This window comes from Thioclava sp. PTB-PU3-1 (assembly GCF_055666785.1).
Window position 1 is genome coordinate 817,515 of sequence record NZ_JBVNVL010000002.1, and the last position, 17,560, is coordinate 835,074.

At 64.7% G+C, this 17,560-nt stretch carries 17 protein-coding genes; 10 read left to right on the forward strand and 7 right to left on the reverse strand.

Annotated features, from left to right (window positions below):
• The first annotated feature begins 70 nt into the window (after positions 1 to 70).
• Together ACZ7GB_RS09460 and ACZ7GB_RS09465 are read left to right on the forward strand one after the other, a co-directional pair.
• Positions 71 to 241 (forward strand): hypothetical protein, encoded by a 171-nt coding sequence (locus ACZ7GB_RS09460; protein WP_098411498.1) that lies wholly within the window; start codon positions 71 to 73, stop codon positions 239 to 241.
• Positions 242 to 340: 99 nt separating this feature from the next.
• Positions 341 to 508: a hypothetical protein gene (locus ACZ7GB_RS09465; RefSeq protein WP_158522199.1), complete on the forward strand. Its 168-nt coding sequence runs from the start codon at positions 341 to 343 to the stop codon at positions 506 to 508.
• 75 nt (positions 509 to 583) lie between these two features.
• Here ACZ7GB_RS09465 and ACZ7GB_RS09470 read toward each other — a convergent pair whose 3' ends face one another.
• The 5 genes from ACZ7GB_RS09470 to ACZ7GB_RS09490 form a co-directional block, all read right to left on the reverse strand.
• Positions 584 to 1,696: a TRAP transporter substrate-binding protein gene (locus tag ACZ7GB_RS09470; protein WP_078547720.1), complete on the reverse strand. Its 1,113-nt coding sequence runs from the start codon at positions 1,694 to 1,696 to the stop codon at positions 584 to 586.
• A 292-nt stretch (positions 1,697 to 1,988) separates the two neighbouring features.
• Complete coding sequence (locus ACZ7GB_RS09475; RefSeq protein WP_078520100.1) at positions 1,989 to 3,086, reverse strand: TRAP transporter substrate-binding protein; 1,098 nt, start codon at positions 3,084 to 3,086, stop codon at positions 1,989 to 1,991.
• A 234-nt stretch (positions 3,087 to 3,320) separates the two neighbouring features.
• On the reverse strand, positions 3,321 to 4,151 hold the full coding sequence (locus ACZ7GB_RS09480; protein ID WP_078520099.1) for an arginyltransferase: 831 nt from the start codon (positions 4,149 to 4,151) through the stop codon (positions 3,321 to 3,323).
• Positions 4,152 to 4,290: 139 nt separating this feature from the next.
• Positions 4,291 to 4,746, reverse strand: a complete 456-nt coding sequence (locus ACZ7GB_RS09485) for a DUF2852 domain-containing protein (RefSeq protein ID WP_078520098.1) — start codon at positions 4,744 to 4,746, stop codon at positions 4,291 to 4,293.
• A gap of 127 nt (positions 4,747 to 4,873) precedes the next feature.
• Positions 4,874 to 5,341 carry a YbaK/EbsC family protein gene (locus tag ACZ7GB_RS09490; protein WP_078542861.1) on the reverse strand — a complete coding sequence of 156 codons (468 nt, stop codon included), beginning with the start codon at positions 5,339 to 5,341 and terminating at the stop codon, positions 4,874 to 4,876.
• A gap of 123 nt (positions 5,342 to 5,464) precedes the next feature.
• Between ACZ7GB_RS09490 and ACZ7GB_RS09495 the strand changes: the two genes are divergently transcribed.
• Together ACZ7GB_RS09495 and ACZ7GB_RS09500 are read left to right on the forward strand one after the other, a co-directional pair.
• The gene (locus tag ACZ7GB_RS09495; protein WP_472158419.1) at positions 5,465 to 8,239 is read left to right on the forward strand and encodes a [protein-PII] uridylyltransferase family protein; all 2,775 of its coding nucleotides are present in this window, start codon (positions 5,465 to 5,467) and stop codon (positions 8,237 to 8,239) included.
• 15 nt (positions 8,240 to 8,254) lie between these two features.
• Positions 8,255 to 8,521 carry a hypothetical protein gene (locus ACZ7GB_RS09500; RefSeq protein WP_472158476.1) on the forward strand — a complete coding sequence of 89 codons (267 nt, stop codon included), beginning with the start codon at positions 8,255 to 8,257 and terminating at the stop codon, positions 8,519 to 8,521.
• An 8-nt stretch (positions 8,522 to 8,529) separates the two neighbouring features.
• On the opposite strand, the gene eda is transcribed toward ACZ7GB_RS09500, so the two are convergent.
• Positions 8,530 to 9,171, reverse strand: a complete 642-nt coding sequence (gene eda / locus ACZ7GB_RS09505; protein WP_472158420.1) for a bifunctional 4-hydroxy-2-oxoglutarate aldolase/2-dehydro-3-deoxy-phosphogluconate aldolase — start codon at positions 9,169 to 9,171, stop codon at positions 8,530 to 8,532.
• 133 nt (positions 9,172 to 9,304) lie between these two features.
• A complete protein-coding gene (gene edd / locus ACZ7GB_RS09510) occupies positions 9,305 to 11,110 on the reverse strand; it encodes a phosphogluconate dehydratase (RefSeq protein ID WP_472158421.1) in 1,806 nt (601 codons plus the stop codon).
• Positions 11,111 to 11,350: 240 nt separating this feature from the next.
• Here edd and ACZ7GB_RS09515 point away from each other — a divergent pair, with 240 nt between their 5' ends.
• The 6 genes from ACZ7GB_RS09515 (at position 11,351) to pgi (ending at position 17,519) form a co-directional block, all read left to right on the forward strand.
• A complete protein-coding gene (locus ACZ7GB_RS09515) occupies positions 11,351 to 12,559 on the forward strand; it encodes an RSP_2647 family RNA methyltransferase (protein WP_472158422.1) in 1,209 nt (402 codons plus the stop codon).
• Positions 12,559 to 13,101, forward strand: coding sequence for an RSP_2648 family PIN domain-containing protein (locus ACZ7GB_RS09520; RefSeq protein WP_078542865.1), 543 nt, complete (start codon positions 12,559 to 12,561; stop codon positions 13,099 to 13,101). The genes ACZ7GB_RS09515 and ACZ7GB_RS09520 overlap by 1 nt, the downstream gene beginning before the upstream one ends.
• Positions 13,102 to 13,165: 64 nt before the next feature.
• On the forward strand, positions 13,166 to 13,666 hold the full coding sequence (locus ACZ7GB_RS09525; RefSeq protein WP_472158423.1) for a DUF2478 domain-containing protein: 501 nt from the start codon (positions 13,166 to 13,168) through the stop codon (positions 13,664 to 13,666).
• Between the two features lie 106 nt (positions 13,667 to 13,772).
• Positions 13,773 to 15,227: a glucose-6-phosphate dehydrogenase gene (gene zwf / locus ACZ7GB_RS09530; protein ID WP_078601751.1), complete on the forward strand. Its 1,455-nt coding sequence runs from the start codon at positions 13,773 to 13,775 to the stop codon at positions 15,225 to 15,227.
• Positions 15,224 to 15,895: a 6-phosphogluconolactonase gene (gene pgl, locus ACZ7GB_RS09535; protein WP_472158425.1), complete on the forward strand. Its 672-nt coding sequence runs from the start codon at positions 15,224 to 15,226 to the stop codon at positions 15,893 to 15,895. The genes zwf and pgl overlap by 4 nt, the downstream gene beginning before the upstream one ends.
• Before the next feature lie 16 nt (positions 15,896 to 15,911).
• Positions 15,912 to 17,519, forward strand: coding sequence for a glucose-6-phosphate isomerase (gene pgi, locus ACZ7GB_RS09540; RefSeq protein ID WP_472158426.1), 1,608 nt, complete (start codon positions 15,912 to 15,914; stop codon positions 17,517 to 17,519).
• Positions 17,520 to 17,560: the final 41 nt, after the last annotated feature.

The window sequence follows — 17,560 nt, forward strand, 5'->3', positions numbered from 1 at the left end:
GGAAAATGAAAGATCGGGGCGGCCTTCAGGGGCCGCCCCTTTTTTATAGAGAGAGAGTGGAGGGCGAGGGATGCGGTATCCTCTTTTCGTTATTGTCGGGGTTTCGTTGCTTGCGCTGGCGGGCTGCGGCGAGACCAAGGAGCAGCGCGCGGCGACGGGCGGCGTGGCCGGTCTCGTGGTGGCGGGACCTGTCGGAGCGGTCGTCGGAGCCGGGCTCGGCGTCGTGACGCGCAAGAATTGACGGCCAGCTAATCGCGGTACTTGGGAACCGCGGCGGGCGTTTCGGCGTCTTGTCCTTGAGGAAGCCGCGCATTGTGGCTGCTATCGAAAGGACGAGAAGATGCGAATTGCGACGATCTTGATGGCGGGCGGCCTGCTGGTTTCGCTCGCGGCATGTGGTGACAACGCGACCGAACGTGCCGCCACCGGCGGTGTCGGCGGCCTCGTGGTTGCAGGGCCGGTTGGCGCCGTGGCGGGTGCCACGGTTGGCGCGGCCACGACGAAGTGAGTTTTGTGACCAGACCAATAGAAAAGTCCCCGGGGCGCGAACCCCGGGGACTTCTCAATTCACGCTAGACGCGGCTTAGACCTTCAGATTGCCCGCAGCCTGCTGGCGCATCATGAAGTAGTCAGAGTTGAACTCCGACAGCTGCCACCAGCCATAGGCATCGTTGCGGAAGCCGAACTGGCTGTCGTAGATCTTCTTGAACGCAGCGTTCGAGCTGTTGATCTCGGCATAGACCTCGTTGGCCGCGTTGAAGCAGGCTTCGAGGATCTCCTGGCTGAACGGACGCAGCTGCGCGCCTTGGCCCAGCAGCTTCTTCAGCGCGCTCGGGTTCTTGTAGTCATAGGACGCCATCATGTCCGAGTTCGCCGCCTGCGTCGCCGCCGTCAGCGCGATCTTGTAGGCCTCGGGCAGTTGCTCATAGGCGTTCTTGTTGAACATGGCGTGCAGACAGGCGCCACCTTCCCACCAGCCGGGATAATAGTAATAGGGCGCGACCTTGTAGAAGCCGAGCTTCTCATCGTCGTACGGGCCGACCCATTCGGTGGCGTCGATCGTGCCTTTTTCGAGCGACGGGTAGATGTCGCCACCCGCGATCTGCTGCGGCACCACACCGAGCTTCTCGACGACCTTGCCGCCGAAGCCACCGATGCGCATTTTCACGCCCTTCATGTCTTCGACGGTGTTGATTTCCTTACGGAACCAGCCGCCCATCTGGGCACCGGTATTGCCGCACGGGAAGGCCGTGATGTTGTAGTTCGAATAGAACTCGTTCATCAGGTCGTTGCCGCCGCCATAGTAGAACCAGGCGTTCTGCATGCGCATGTTCAGGCCAAACGGCACTGCGGTCGCGAAAGCGAAGGTCGGATCTTTACCCCAGTAGTAGTAGGAGGCGGTGTGGCAGGCCTCGACGGTGCCGTTCGACACCGAGTCCATTGCCTGCAGGCCGGGGACGATTTCGCCCGCCGCGAAGACCTGAATGTTGAATTTCCCGTCGGTCATGCCCTTGACGTAATTCGCCATCGTCTCGGCGGCGCCGTAGATCGTGTCGAGCGATTTCGGGAAAGACGAGGTCATGCGCCACGTCACAGTAGGGGTTTCTTGCGCAATAGCCGGTGCGGCGAGCGCGCTACCTGCAGCTGCGGCTGCCCCGCCAAGCGCACCTTTGCGCAGGAAAGAACGACGATCCATATGGTTTCCTCCCAAGTCGTGGATGTCTGTCAATTTTTCTGACCACACCGCTCCATTATTAGCGTTCCCTCCGGTGTGGGCATTGCGGTCACAATACTTGACCGGTTCCGCGTGTAAACCGACCTGCAAGTAATTTTATGTCGCATATGGTCACAGTTTCGAAAGCTTGCTGCAGTGTGGCAATGCAGGCGCAGAATATCCGTTGGGTATCTTCGGTCGTCAGGGCATAGAAAAAGCCCCGGCGCAGGTTGCGCCGGGGCTTCGGTTATCTGGCTTGACCAGTTTGGGCGGCTTACAGCTCGCCTTTGTTGGCTTCGCTCATCATGAAGTAGTCGTAGTTGAACTCGGCCAGCTGTTCCCAGGTGAACCAGTCCTTGCGGAAGTCCTTGATCGAACCCCAGATCTTCGCGAATTCGGCGTTGTTCGCCTCCATCTCCGAATAGACCTCGTTGGCTGCCTTGAAGCAGGCCTGCATGATCTCGGGGGAGAAAGCGCGCAGCTGGGTGCCGTTGGCGACCAGCGTCTTGAGCGCCTTCGGGTTCTTCATGTCGTATTTCTGCAGCATGTCCGCATCGGCCGCTTGCGATGCGGTGTGCAGGAGCTGCTGGTACTGTTTCGGCAGGCTTTCCATCTTCTCTTTCGAGAACATGAAGTGGACCGTCGGGCCACCTTCCCACCAGCCGGGGTAGTAGTAGTAGGGCGCGACTTTGTAGAAGCCGAGCTTCTCGTCGTCATAGGGGCCGACCCATTCGGTCGCGTCGATCGTGCCTTTTTCCAGCGCCGGGTAGATGTCGCCGCCGGCGATCTGCTGCGGCACGAGGCCAAGCTTCTCCATCACCTTGCCCGCGAAGCCGCCGACACGCATCTTGAGACCCTTGAGGTCTTCGACCGTCGAGATCTCCTTACGGAACCAGCCGCCCATCTGTGCGCCGGTGTTGCCGCCCGGCAGACCATAGAGGCCCTGCTTGCCGAGGAACTCGTTATAGAGCTCGATGCCGCCGCCGTGGTAGTGCCATGCGTTCATGCCGCGCGCGTTGAGCGAGAAGGGCACAGCTGCGCCGAGCGCCCAGGTCGGATCCTTGCCCCAGAAGTAGTAGCCGACGGTGTGGCAGGCTTCGACCGTGCCGTTCATCACCGCATCGGCGACCTGAAGGCCGGGGACGATCTCGCCAGCGGCGAAGACTTGAATCTTGAAGTTACCGTCCGAGGCTTCCTCGACCATCTTCGACATCACTTCCGCGCCGCCATAGATCGTGTCGAGCGACTTCGGGAAAGACGAGGCGAGACGCCAGGTGATTTGCGGATTGCTTTGTGCGATCGCGGGGGCTGCCAGCGTGCTCGCGGCCGCGCTACCCAGCGCGGCTTTCGTCAGAAAGGAACGACGGTCCATTTAGGATCCTCCCATTATTGCTCCGTTGTGCGAGGCCGGTCCTCGCCGCCCGCCTCGTGTCCTCCGCGGCGGGTCTGTCGGGACCGTTTCACCACGGGCCGGGAGTGTCCAGAGTTCACGGGCCCGTAATCGTCGGAAGTCACGGAATAGTTTTGAAAAAATGAGTTGACAGATGGTGTCTGCCGAACGGTTGAGCAATTGCCTGCGAGAGTGACGTCCGTTGCTGGGTGTTGCTCAACTATTGCGTGTATCGGGGAGTTGAATCCGGGCGACCTGTTCCGCGATGGGCGGCACGGAAAGCGGATGAGTCTCCGTCTCGTGCGTGGCCGGATCGCCAAGATCGGTCCATTGACCGCCCTTGTAGATTTCGAGCGCGGAGAAGTTCGCCTTGTAGTTCATCTTCGGCGAGCCGGGCACCCAATAGCCGAGATAGACGTAGGGCAGGCCCACGCGTTGCGCGATCTCGACATGGTCGAGGATCAGGTAGGTGCCGAGGGAGTCGCGGATCCGCTCGGGCTCGTAGAAGGAATAGACCATCGACAGCCCGTCATCGAGCACATCGGTCAGGCAGGTCGCGATCAGGGCGCGCATGCTGTCTGGCGTGGCGGCGGTCTCGCGATATTCGATCACGCGCGACTTCACGGGCGTCTCCTCGATCATCGCGGCGAATTCGAAGATGTCCATGTCAGCCATGCCGCCATCGGCGTGGCGCGCATCGAGATAGCGGCGGAACAGTGCGAATTGCTCTTCCGTCGCCCAGGGCGAGGTCGCGGTACGCTTTAGGTCGCCGTTTTTCTTCAGCACCCGACGCTGCGATTTCGACAGTTTGAAATCTGCGACCCGGATGCGGGCCGACAGGCAGGCGGTGCAATCTGCGCAGGAGGGCCGATAGAGCACATTCTGCGAGCGCCGAAAGCCTTGCCGCGACAGCGCATTGTTGAGCTTCTCGGCCGACTCCCCCTGCAATGCGGTGAACAATTTCCGCTCCGACCTGCCGTCCAGATAGGGGCAGGGCTGCGGCGCGGTTACGTAGAACTGCGGTGCAAGCGGAAGCGAATGGCGCATCAGTAGCCTCGTCGGGGAGGGGTCGCGGCAGGCTAGCAAAGGAGCGCGCACCCGCCAAGTGTTTCATGTTGATGACATAGAAAGCGCCCCGGTTACGTCAACCGGGGCGCCGAAATCGCATTGCGAACTGTCTATATGGTTAGGCTTTCGCGTCCTCGGAGGTGTCCTCCGACTGAGCCGCTTCCTTGGCGCGCTCTTCCATGTACTGGTCGAACTCTGCCTTGTCGCGGGCTTCGCGCAGACGGCCGAGGAACTCTTCGAATTCCTGCTGTTCGCGCTGCAGTCGGTCGAGCGTGTCGGCCTTGTAGGCGTCGAACGCCGCGTTGCCGGTCGAACGCGAGACATGGACGCCACCGACGCCGGAGCAACCGAAGCTGCGTTTTTGAACCGCCTGTCCCGTGCGCCAGCGACGCCCGAAGCGGCCGGTGAACAGGATGAAAGCGAGAATGACGAGGCCGAGGGGGCCTGCGAAAATGAAACCGGCCACCATCAGCGCGATCCAGGCGCCGGGGCCGTTCCCATCCATCCAGTTAACGGCGCGGGTAAACCAGTTACCAACCGCGACGGGCATGGAGTTGGTGGAATAGGCGGACATTTGAACCTCCGGGTTGAGCATGTGAATTCCTTTCACATACCCAAGATCGGAAGTCAGGGCGGTTCTTGCAAGGGGGTATGTAAATGATTTTTACATTTTTCTCGCAAATCACTGGATTCTCTTTGTTTTATTCGGTGAAATCGGCCTGTTTCGCACCGCTGATCCGCTCCAGATCGGCCGGGGCGATGGCGAAAACATGCCGTGGCGTGCCTGCTGCAGCCCAGACGGTATCAAATTCGAACAGTCGGGGGTCGAGGAAAGCCGTCACCGGGCCGACATGGCCAAGGGGCGCGACGCCGCCGATCGCGAAGCCCGTCTCCGCCCGGATCAGCGCCGCATCGGCCTTGCCCAAGGGCTGGCCCGCGACCGCGTTTGCCTTCTCCGCGCTCACCCGGTTGCCGCCTGCGGTGATGAACAGCACGACATGGCCGCTGTCTTCGCCGCGAAAGATGATGGATTTGGCGATCTGGTCGACCTCGCAGCCTACCGCCTGTGCGGCCATCTCGGCGGTGCGGGCCTCGCCCGGCTCGGTGATCTCGAAGGGCACGCCTGCGGCTTCGAGGGCGGCACGGACGCGTTTGAGGGATTTGCTCATGGCGAGGCTCCGGAGGATCTGAGGTCGGGCGCGGAGGCGCCGGGGCGGGGTGTAGTTATGGCCAGATGTCGCGCGACAGCAATCCCCATTGACCGGCTCGCGTGGCGGCGTAAGCATGGCGCCATGCCGTTTGCCTCGCGTCTCACCCGTTCGCCCCTGCCTTTCGAGCGCGACCGCGCCGCCGAAGCCGAAGAGCTGTTCTCCGATCTCGCGCCGGAGTTGCGCGAATTGCTCGGGGGGACGGCAGGGTGCAGCCCTTATCTCAAAGGCCTGATGGAGAAAGAGGCCGAGTGGCTGCGCCCCGCGATTTCGGGCAATCCCGAAGCCGCGCTGGCCGAGGAATTCGCGCGGATCACGCCCGTCAGCCTCGCCGATCTGCCGTCAGAGCTGCGTCGGGCGAAGCGTCGCGTCGCGTTGCTGGCCGGGCTTGCCGATCTGGGCGGTGTCTGGTGTCTCGAAGAAGTGACCGGCGCCTTGACCCGGCTTGCCGATATTGCGGTCGATCTGGCGATGAAGCGGCTGGTGGCCGAGGAAATCCGCCGCGGCAAAATCCCCGGGGCGACCAACGATGATATAGATAGTGCCGCCGGGATGGTCGCGCTCGCGATGGGCAAGATGGGGGCGGGGGAGCTGAACTACTCCTCCGATATCGACCTGATCTGCCTGTTCGACGAAAGCCGCTACGATCCCGACGATGCGATGGAGGCACGCAGCGCGCTGATCCGGGCGACGCGCAAGATGGCGGCGATGCTCAACGACCGCACCGCCGAGGGCTATGTCTTTCGCACCGATCTGCGGCTGCGCCCCGATGCCGCCGTCACGCCGGTCTGTATCTCGATGGGCGCGGCCGAGCTTTATTACGAGGCCGAGGGCCGCACATGGGAGCGCGCGGCCTATATCAAGGCGCGTCCCTGCGCCGGTGACATCGCGGCGGGCGAGCAATTCCTTGAGCGGCTGCGGCCCTTCGTCTGGCGCAAGCATCTCGATTTCGCGGCCATTCAGGACGCCCACGACATGCGCCTGCGCATCCGCGAGCATAAGGGGCTGCATGGCCCGATCGAAGTGGCGGGTCACAATATCAAGCTCGGCCAGGGCGGCATCCGCGAGATCGAGTTCTTCACCCAGACCCGGCAATTGATCGCAGGCGGGCGCGACGAGAGCCTACGCGACCGGACCACCGTGGGCGGGCTGCGCGCGCTCGCGGCGAAGACTTGGGTGCCCGAGGATGTGGCGGAGGAGTTGATCGATCACTACCGCGAGCATCGCGAGATCGAGCACCGTCTGCAGATGGTGGGCGACGCCCAGACCCAGATTCTGCCCGGCAACGAAGAGGGGCTCGCGCGGATCGCCGCGATGATGGGCGAGGGGGATGTGGCGCGCTGGCGCGACCGGCTGCGCGACCGGCTGGAGCGGGTCGAAGGGCTGACGAATGATTTCTTCGCCCCCGATGCCGCCGCCGAGCGTCCCGACCTGAGCGAAGCCGCGCGCGAGATCGTCGAGGGCTGGACGGGCTATCCGGCGCTGCGATCCGAACGGGCGCGCGCGATCTTCAAGCGGCTGGAGCCGGAACTGCTCGACCGGATGCGCCGGGCGGCAAATATGGAGGAGGCGCTGACTCAGTTCGACGGCTTCCTCAAGGGGCTGCCCGCCGGGGTGCAGTTGTTCTCTCTATTCGAGGCCAATCCCCAGCTCGTCGATCTGATCGTCGATATCTGCGCCACGGCGCCGGGGCTGGCGAGCTACCTTTCGCGCAATGCCGGTGTGCTGGACGCGGTTCTGGGCGGCTCGTTCTTCGCGCCATGGCCGGGCAAACCGGCGCTGGAGGCCGATCTTGCGCGGCTGCTGGGGCGGGCGGGCGACTACGAGGCCGCGTTGATCGCGGCGCGGCGCTGGGCGAAGGAGTGGAAGTTCCGTGTCGGCGTTCACCACCTGCGCGGTCTCGTCGATGCGTCAGAAGCCGCGGGCCAATATGCCGATGTGGCGGGGGCGGTGCTGGGCGCGCTCTGGCCGATTGTGCAGGGCGAATTCGCGCGTCGCTACGGGCCGTGCCCCGGCAAGGGCGCGGTGGTTCTGGGGATGGGCAGCCTCGGCGCAGAGCGCCTGAACGCGCAATCCGATCTCGATCTGATCGTGATCTACGACGCGGACGGACAGGAGTTTTCCGAAGGCAAGAAACCCATCGCCTCAAGGGCTTACTACGCGAAGCTCACGCAGGCCCTGATCACAGCGCTCAGCGCGCCGATGCCGGAGGGGATGCTCTACGAGGTCGATATGCGGCTGCGGCCTTCGGGGCGGCAAGGGCCCGTAGCGACCTCTGTGCAAAGCTTCGAGAGCTACCAGATGGAAGAGGCCTGGACCTGGGAGCATCTGGCGCTGACCCGCGCGCGGCCCGTCGCGGGATGCGCCGATCTGGCCGACCGGGTCGAGGCGATCCGTCTCAAGGTTCTGGAGGCGAAAGGCGGCGGAGACGCGGTGCTCCACGAGTTGGCGCAGATGCGCGCCCGGATCTTCGCGGCCAAGGCCCCCGATGGCGATTGGGAGGCGAAGGTCGGCCCCGGACGGCTGCAGGATATCGAGCTTCTGGCGCAAAGCTTCGCGCTTCGTGCAGGCGTCCCGGCGCGCAAGGTCGAGGCGCAGCTGCGCGCAGGGCCGCGTGGCGGGTTCGTGACACGCGAGGAGGGCGAGCAGCTCGCTACCGCCTATCGTTTCTTGTGGCGACTGCAGGCAGGCGGGCGCTTGCTGAACGAAAAACGTCTGGATATGGCGGCGATCGGAGAGGGCGGCCGCGCTTTCCTGTTGCGCGAGACGGGGCTGGATGATCTCGATGCTCTGGCGGCGCGTCTGAACGAGGTCACGACCGAGACGGCCGCCATCGTGGACAGGGCTCTGGAGGGCTGAATGGCGCGCAAACTGATGGAATTGAGCGAGGCGGACCCGAAAGGATTGATCCGCGAGAGCTTCAAGATCGACGGGATCAGCACGGAAGAGTGCCGCTCGATCTTCATGGATTGGGCGCTGAGCCTTGGCCCCGGGATGGACGCGAATGAAGCGATGCGCACCGTGCTCGCGGCCTATCAAGCGCCGCCCGAGCACCCGATGACCCGGGTGCTCGAAGAAGGTCTGACCCGCGAAAGCGGCCCGCCTATGCGGCGTGGCGGCTGGCGGGCGCGCCGTCCCTAGCAGGGTGGTTAGCGCGGCAGCGCCGCCGCCTCGCGCGCAAGCGCTTCGATCCCGGCCCAGTCGCCCGATTGCACCATCGCATCGGGCGCGACCCAGGAGCCGCCTGCGCAAAGAACGTTCGGCAGGCTCAGGTAATCGTTGGCGTTTTTAATGCTGACGCCGCCGGTCGGGCAGAAGCTGACCTGCGGGATCGGGGCCCCGATCGCTTTCAGCGCAGGCGCGCCGCCCGAGGCTTCCGCGGGGAAGAACTTCAGCACGTCGTACCCCATCTCGAGAAGCTTCATCACTTCCGACGCGGTGGCGGCGCCGGGCAGAAGCGGCAGGCCTTCATCTTCGCAGGCTTTCACCAGCGTTTCGGTCGCGCCGGGAGAGACGCCGAATTTCGCGCCCGCCGCCTTGGCCGCTTTCACGTCGGAAGGGGTCAGCAGCGTGCCCGCGCCGACCACGCCGCCTTCGACATCGGCCATGGCGCGGATCGCGTCGAGCGCGCAGGGCGTGCGCAGGGTCACTTCCAGCGCAGGCAGGCCGCCCGCGACGAGCGCTTTGGCCAGAGGCGCGGCATGGGCCACATCCTTCACCACGATCACCGGCACGATCGGGGCAAGTTCGCAGATTTTGCGGGCGGATGCGGATTGTTCGCTAGGGGTCATCGGATCACTCCAGTCTGGGCCGCCCGCGCGGGCGGAGAGGGCAGGACGCTCCGCGGGGGATATTTATCGCCAAGCCGAAAGCAGAACCCTGTCTTCGCCTTGGTACAAATATCCCCGCCGGAGGCAAGAAAACTCACAGCACCACGGAGGCGCCTTTGGTGGACGGGCCGACATGGGTGCGGAAGGCGCCGAACAGCTCGCGGCCGAGTCCGAACTGGTTGCCGCTGAGGTCGGGCACGACCGGCGCGCGGCTCTCGAAACCTTCGTTCAGGCAGGTCAGCTCGCCCGTCGTCGCGTCGAGACGCACCATATCGCCGTCTTGCAGCTTCGCAAGCGGTCCGCCATCGGCGGCCTCCGGCGAGACATGGATCGCCGCCGGGACCTTGCCCGAGGCGCCCGACATCCGGCCATCGGTGACCAGCGCCACTTTCAGCCCGCGATCTTGCAGCACTGCGAGGGTCGGGGTGAGCGAGTGCAGCTCTGGCATCCCGTTCGCCTTCGGCCCCTGGAAGCGCACGACCACGATCGTGTCGGAGGTGAACTCACCGTTCTTGAAGGCGTCCTTCACCTCGTGCTGTTCCTTGAAGACGCGGACCGGCGCTTCGATCACATGGCGCTCGGGCTTGACGGCGGAGACCTTGATCACGCCGCGCCCGAGATTGCCTTCGAGCTGCTTCAGGCCGCCCGTTTTCTGGAACGGATCGGCGGGCTTGCGGAGGATTTTCTCGTTCTGGCTTTCGGGGTCGGACTCTTCCCAGATCAGACCGCCCTCGGTGATCTTCGGCTCCTGGGTGTAGCGGGTGAGGCCGTCGCCCGCGACGGTCTTCGCGTCCTCGTGCAGTAGGCCCGCACCCAGCAGATGGCGGATCATGAATTGCAGCCCGCCCGCCGCGTGGAAGTGGTTCACGTCGGCGAGGCCGTTCGGATAGACTTTCGCCATCAGCGGCACGGCCGAGGAAATCTCGTCGAAATCTTCCAGATCGAGCACGATCCCGGCGGCGCGTGCCATCGCGGGCAGGTGCAGGACGTGGTTGGTCGACCCACCCGTCGCCATCAGACCGACCATGCCGTTCACGAAGGCTTTCTCGTCGAGCACTTCCGAGGCCGGGCGGTAGTCGTTGCCAAGCGCGGTGATCTCGGCGGCGCGTTTCGCGCCTGCGACCGTCAGCGCCTCGCGCAGCGGCGTGTTCGGGTTCACGAAGGACGCGCCCGGAAGGTGCAGACCCATGAACTCCATCAGCATCTGGTTGGTGTTTGCGGTGCCGTAGAAGGTGCAGGTGCCCGGGCCGTGATAGGAGGCCATCTCGGCGGCCATGAGCGCGTCGCGACCGACTTCGCCGGCTGCGAATTGCTGGCGCACCTTGGCTTTCTCGTCATTGGGCAGCCCGGTGGTCATCGGCCCCGCGGGGATGAAGATCGCCGGGATATGCCCGAAGGTCGCCGCCGCCATGATCAGGCCGGGCACGATCTTGTCGCAAACGCCCATGTAGAGCGCCGCGTCGAAGGTGTTGTGGCTCAGAGAAACCGCCGCAGCCATTGCGATCACGTCGCGCGAGAAGAGTGACAGGTCCATCCCCGGCTGGCCCTGCGTGACCCCGTCGCACATCGCGGGCACGCCGCCTGCGACCTGTGCGGTGGCGCCGATCTCGCGCAGCGCGGCCTTGATCGTCTGCGGGAAGGTCTCGAACGGCTGATGCGCCGAGAGCATGTCGTTATAGGCCGTCACGATGCCTACATTGGGGGCGCGATCACCTGCCAACGTGTCCTTGTCCTCGCCCATGGCCGCATAGGCGTGGGCCTGATTGCCGCAGCTGAGATGCGCGCGGGCGGGGCCTGCATCGGCAGCCGCCTGCATCCGGGCAAGATAGTCGCCGCGCGGGCCTTCGGAGCGGGCGCGGATTCGGTCGGTCACACGGGCGATTGTGGCATCGAGGGTCATCGGCGGGGCCTTTCCTTGCTATGCATCTGATGCGGAACATGCAGCCCTTGCGGGCCGCTCGCGCAGCGGGCGCGGATCGCGGTCGCTTCTTCGCTATCATGTTAGCGCTAACGCCGCAACCCGTTCCCTTTGTCGATTATCTGGGGCAGAGCGGGGATGCGGCAAGCGCGAGGGCTTTCGCGCCGGGTCGCTTGGCGCTAGGAAGGCGGCGCTTGAGACAGCGCGCGCAAGGAGCATCCGATGAGCCAGTCCGAAGACACCGCCACCCGCCCGACCGTTCGGCTGCGCCCGAAGGCCGAGGCCCGCGCGATCCGCCACGGATTTCCTTGGGTCTATGCCGATGAGCTGGTGACGGACCGGCGCACCAAAGCGCTGGCGCCCGGCACGATCGCGACGCTGGAGGATGGCGAGCGGCGTCCGCTCGCGACGGTGACGGTCAACCCGAACTCGAAGATCATTGGCCGGGTGATGAGCCGCGACGCGGAGGCGGTGATCGACCGCGACTGGATCGCCGCGAAGCTGACCCGCGCGTTGGAGATGCGTGCGCGGTTGTTCGATGCGCCGTTCTACCGGCTCGTGCATGCTGAGGCGGACGGGCTGCCCGGCGTGATCATCGACCGCTTCGGCGATGCGGCGGTGATCCAGCCGAATGCGGCATGGTCGGAGGTCATGATCTCCGACCTCGAGGCCGCGCTGGCCGAGGTGACGGGCGTCACGACGATCATCAAGAACGCAGCAGGGCGCGCGCGCACACTCGAAGGGCTGGACGAGGATATGCTCACGCTGCGTGGCGGCATCGATGCGCCGGTCGAGGTGCCGATGAACGGCGCGATCTACCTCGCCGACCTGATGGGCGGGCAGAAGACTGGCCTGTTCTATGATCAGCGCCCGAACCACGCTTTTGCCGCGCGGCTGGCAGAGGATGCTCGAGTCCTCGATGTCTTCTCCCATGTGGGCGGCTTCGCGCTGGCCGCGCTGGCAGGTGGTGCGACTTCGGCGCTATCGGTCGATGCCTCGGCCCCGGCGCTGGATCTTGCGACCAAGGGCGCGGCCGCGATGGGTATGGCGGACCGGTTTGCCACGCGCCAGGGCGATGCGTTCGACACGCTCGACGCTTTGGGCCGGGAAGGGGAGCGCTTTGATCTGGTGATCTGCGATCCGCCCGCCTTCGCGCCCGCCAAGGCTGCGCTTCAGGCGGGGCTGCGCGCGTATGAGCGGATCGCGCGTATGGCCGCGCCGCTGGTCGAGCCGGGCGGCTATCTGGTGCTGTGCTCCTGCTCGCATGCCGCCGATCTGTCGCAATTCCGCGCGGCCTGCACGCGCGGTATCGGCAAGGCGGGGCGGTCGGCGCAGCTTATCCACACCGGCTATGCCGGGCCCGATCACCCGATGCTGCCTCAACTGGCGGAATCGGGCTATCTGAAATCCCTGTTCTTCCGGCTCGACTGATGCGGATCGTGCTCGATGCCTGCGTGCTCTACCCGACGGTGCTGCGCGAGATCTTGATCGGGGCGGCGAAGGCGGGGCTCTACCGTCCGCTCTGGTCGGCGCGCATCCTCGAGGAATGGGCGCGTGCGGCGGCCCGCCGCGCGCCTGCCGACGAGGCCATCGCGCGCGGCGAGATCGCGCTGCTGCGGGCGGGGTTCCCGAAAGCCGAGATTTCCGCCCAGCCGGGGATCGAGGCGCGGCTGGTGCTGCCCGACGAGAATGACCTTCATGTGCTGGCGGTGGCGATTGCGGGCAGTGCCGATGCGATCCTCACATTCAACGCGCAGGATTTTCCGCGCGGGACCTTGGCGGGCGAGGGGCTGGAGCGGCGCGATCCGGACGGCTTCCTCTGGCAGCTTCTGTCCGAACATCCCGAGCAGATGCGCGCCATCACCGAGGCCGTGCGCGCCGAGGCCGAGCGCCTCTCGGGCGAGCCGCAGCCGATCCGGGCGCTGATGAAACGCGCGCGTCTGCCGCGCTTCGGCAAGGCACTGGCGGCGTGATCTCGCGCTGCCTGTCCGGGTGTCGCCCCTTGACCGCCCGCGAAAGCCTCGCCAAACAGGCGCAATGATCGGGTTCATCACATGCCAAGAGCGCGGCGCGGCCGACAAGCTCCTTGCCCAGCTCGCCGAAAGGCTGCTGTCGCAAGGGCGCGACGTGATCGGCATGGTGCGCGCCGAGGTGCCGCAGCGGTTCGAATGCGAGATGCATCTGCGCCTCTTGCCCGAAGGCGAAACCCGCACGATCTCGCAGGATCTGGGGCAGGGCGCTGGGGCCTGTTCGCTCGATGCGGGTGCGCTCGAAGAGGTCGTCGCCCAGGTCGGTCATGCGCTCGAAACGGCGCCACCGGGCGCCATCGTGATCCTCAACAAATTCGGCAAACAGGAGGCCGCAGGGCGCGGGTGTCGCGACCTGATCGCGCAGGCGATGGCCTCCGATTTTCCGGTGCTTCTGTCCGTTCCGCCCGAAACGCGCGCCGATTTCGCAGCTTTCGCAGATGGTATGGCCGAAGAAATCGTGCCGGAAATTCAGGCGCTTGAGACGTTTCTTTCGCGTGAGAGCGCTTAATCCGCGCCCTCGCGTTGTCTCATGTCGCTCCCATGCTAGACTTGTTCAGGTAAGGTGAGTAAAAGGGGGTCGTTAGCGCTAACGGACCCCAAACACGGAGCAGCCCATGGTTTCGCGCGTCATTCCCGTCGATCGTTTCGATCTGGTGATTTTCGGCGCCACTGGCGACCTCGCCAATCGCAAAATTCTCCCCGGCCTGTTTCGCCGCTATTGCGCCGGTCAAATTCCCGAAGGATCCACCATTATCGGGGCTGCGCGCTCGGAGATGACCCCCGAGGAGTTCCGCGACCAGACCCGCGCCGCGATCGCCGAATTCGGCGGCAATAAATGCGACGACGAAGGCGCGCTGGACGGCTTCCTGCCGATGCTCGACTATGTCGCGATCGACGCGAAAGGCGATGGCGGCTGGGACGATCTGAAGTCGAAAGTGCGCGACGACACCGTCAATGCGTTCTACTTCTCGGTTGCGCCGGCGCTGTTCGGAGATCTGGCCGAGCGCCTCCACACGCGCGGTATCGCGGGTCCGGAGGCGCGGATCGTGGTCGAGAAACCGTTCGGGCGCGACCTCGCCTCGGCCAAGGCGCTCAACGCGGCGCTGGCGGAGTATTTCGACGAAACGCAGATCTACCGGATCGACCATTACCTCGGCAAAGAGACCGTGCAGAACCTGATGGCGGTGCGCTTCGCCAACATCCTGTTCGAGCCGCTCTGGAACAGCCAATTTGTTGATCATGTGCAAATTACCGTGGCTGAAACGGTCGGTGTGGGCGGTCGCGGGTCGTATTATGACAAGTCGGGCGCGATGCGCGACATGGTCCAGAACCACATGATGCAGCTTCTGTGCCTGATCGCGATGGAGCCGCCCTACCACTTCGATCCAGATGCGGTGCGCGACGAGAAGCTCAAGGTGATCCGCGCGCTCCAGCCCGTCCAGCCTGCCGATATCGTGCGCGGTCAGTACGCGGCCAGCAAGGATGCGCCCGGCTATCTCGAAGATGCCGAGGATCCGGAGTCGACGACCGAGAGCTATATCGCGATGAAATGCCATGTCGCGAACTGGCGCTGGGTGAACACGCCCTTCTATCTGCGCACCGGCAAGCGGCTGCGCGCGCGCACCTCCGAGATCGCGATCACCTTCAAAGAGCCGCCGCACCAGATCTTCGACGAAGCCGAAGGCGAGTGGCGCGAGAACGTGCTGGTGATCCGGCTGCAGCCCAATGAGGGCATGAACCTGAAGATGATGATCAAGGAGCCGGGGCCGGGCGGGATGCGCCTCGTGCAGGTGCCGCTCGACATGTCCTTCGCGGAAGCTCTGGGCGACGAGGCCGACATCACCGACGCCTATGAACGCCTGATCATGGACGTGATCCGCGGCAACCAGACGCTGTTCATGCGCGGTGACGAGGTCGAGGCCGCCTGGGCCTGGACCGACCCGATCATCGAGGGCTGGGAGGCGCGTGGCGACAAACCTCAAACCTATGACAGCGGCGCGTCGGGGCCGGATGACGCGCTGATGCTGATGCATCGCGACGGACGCCGCTGGCGGGAGATTCGCGAATGAATTTTGAGAGTTATCCCGATCGCGAGATGCTGATGATGGGGCTTGCGGACCGCATCGCGAGCCAATTGCGCGCGGCGATCAACAACGAGGGCCGTGCGACCTTGTCGGTGCCCGGCGGCTCCACGCCGGGTCCGATCTTCGACATCCTTTCCGACATTGATCTGGACTGGTCGAAGGTTGCGGTGCTCCTCAATGACGAGCGTTGGGTGCCCGAAAGCTCGGAGCGTTCGAATACGCGCCTGATCCGTGCGCGGCTCCTGAAGGGCCGGGCGGCAGCGGCGACGCTGGTGCCGCTCTATGCCGAGGCCGAGCGCCCCGAGGACAAGATGGAAGAACTGGCCGAGGGTATCGCGCCGCATCTGCCGATCTCCGTCCTGCTTCTGGGCATGGGTGCGGATATGCACACGGCGAGCCTGTTCCCGGGCGCCGACCGGCTGATAGAGGCGCTGTCGAATGATGCGCCGATCTTGCTGCCGATGCGGGCCGAAGCTGCGGGCGAGCCGCGTATCACCCTGTCCGCGCCCGTGCTGCGCGACGCGATGTATACGCATATCCTGATCACCGGCGCTGAGAAGCGCGAGGCGATCGAAAAAGCCGAAAGGCTCCCTGTGGAACAGGCGCCGGTGCGCGCCGTTCTCAAGGACGCGACCGTTCACTGGGCTGAATAACTGGGCAGAGCAAGCGATGACCATCTGGCAAGACCTCCTCGACAAGGCGCAATCCGTACAATCCCGCGGAATCGGAGAATTGTTCGAAAAGGACAATCGCGCAGGCGGATTCAGCCGCGAAACCGGGTCGTTTCTGTTCGATTTCTCCAAGACCAATATCGATGCGGAGACGCTCGATCTGCTGGTGAAACTGGCCGAGGTGAAGGATGTCGCGGCCCGTGCCGAAGCGATGTTCACCGGTGAGAAGATCAACGACACCGAGGGCCGCGCGGTGCTGCATACCGCGCTGCGCAATCTCGAGACGGACGTGTTCGTCGATGGCGAGAACGTCATGCCCGAGGTCCGCACGACCTATGCCCGGATGGAAGCGTTTGCGCGCGATGTCCGCGAGGGCAAGTTCACGGGGCAGGGCGGCAAGATCACCGATGTGGTGAATATCGGCATCGGCGGCTCGGATCTGGGCCCGGCGATGGCGACGCTGGCGCTTGCGCCCTATCACGACGGGCCGCGCTGCCATTTCGTCTCCAACGTGGACGGGGCGCATATCCATGACACGCTGGCCGGTCTGAACCCGGAAACGACGCTGGTGATCGTCGCCTCGAAGACCTTCACCACGATCGAGACGATGACCAATGCGGAGACCGCGAAGCGGTGGATGGCCGAGAAGGTCGCGGATCCGGCGCAGCAATTCGCGGCGCTCTCGACCTCGGCTGAGAAGACTGCTGCCTTCGGGATCGATCAGGCTCGCGTCTTCGGCTTCGCCGATTGGGTCGGCGGGCGCTATTCGATGTGGGGGCCGATCGGGCTGTCGCTGATGATTGCCATCGGGCCGGAGGATTTCGCGGGGTTCCTCAAGGGCGCCGCAACGATGGACGCGCATTTCCGCAAGGCCGAATTCAAGGACAACCTGCCGGTGCTGCTGGCGCTGGTCGGTATCTGGCACAATCAGTTCTGCGACTACGCGACCCGCGCGGTTCTGCCCTATGATCAACGGCTTGCGCGTCTGCCGGCCTACCTCCAGCAGCTGGAGATGGAAAGCAACGGCAAGCGCGTCAGCATGGATGGCAAGGATCTGCCCTACAATTCCGGCCCCGTCGTCTGGGGCGAGCCGGGCACCAACGGCCAGCACGCGTTCTATCAGCTGATCCACCAGGGCACGCGGGTCATTCCGTGCGAATTCATGGTCGCCGCCGAGGGGCACGAGCCCGATCTGGCGCATCAGCATACGCTGCTCGTGGCCAACTGTCTGGCGCAATCCGAGGCGCTGATGCGCGGGCGCTCGCTGGCCGAGGCGACCGAGATCATGCGCAAGAAAGACTTCGAGGGCGACGAGTTGGACCGTCAGGCGCGGCACCGCGTCTTCCCGGGTTCGCGACCGTCGACCACGCTGCTTTACCCGAAACTGACACCCGAGGTCTTCGGCGGGATCGTCGCGCTTTACGAGCACCGCGTCTTCGTCGAAGGCGTGATCCTCGGCATCAACAGCTTCGATCAGTGGGGCGTTGAGCTGGGCAAGGAACTGGCGCTCGCGCTGGCCCCGGTGCTGAAGGGCGAGGATGCGGGCGAGGGCAAGGACGGCTCCACCCGGCAGCTTGTCGCGCGGGTGCAATCGCTGCGCAGCTGAGCCTGCCACGTGGTAACGGTGTGGTAACGGTGCCGCCTGTG